At 70.9% G+C, this 499-nt stretch carries 1 protein-coding gene; it reads left to right on the plus strand.

The features are described from left to right. The coding region (locus ADL08_RS12470; protein WP_199836992.1) for an AMP-binding enzyme at positions 1 to 499 on the plus strand (499 nt) is incomplete at both ends.

Genomic DNA, 499 nt, shown 5'->3' on the forward strand with positions numbered 1-499 from the left:
ACCAGATCAAGATACGGGGCTTCCGCGTCGAGCCGGGGGAGACCGAGGCCGCGCTCCTGACCCACCCCCGGGTCACCCAGGCCGTCGTCACCGTCCACCACGACCGGCTCGCCGCATACGTCGTCACCGACGCCGACATCGACACCCACCCGGAAGAGCTTCGCAGGCACGTGGCGGACCGGCTCCCCGAGCACCTCGTACCCGCGCACGTCATCCTCCTGGAGCGGCTGCCCCTCACGCCGAACGGCAAGATCGACAAGCGCGCCCTCCCCGAGCCGGCCGTCGCCGCCGCCTCCGGCCGTGCCCCGCGCACGCCCCTCGAAGAGACCTTGCTCGCCCTCTTCGTCCGCGTCCTCGACGCGCCCGCCGACCTCACCATTGACGACGACTTCTTCCACCACGGCGGTCATTCGCTGCTCGCGGCTCGGCTGACGAATCACATCGCGGACGTGCTGGGCGTGCGGCTGACGATCCGGGACGTGTTCGGGAGTCCGACGGT

The sequence above is a fragment of the Streptomyces sp. NRRL F-6492 genome, from assembly GCF_001280125.1.
In the GTDB taxonomy this organism is placed as follows: domain Bacteria; phylum Actinomycetota; class Actinomycetes; order Streptomycetales; family Streptomycetaceae; genus Streptomyces.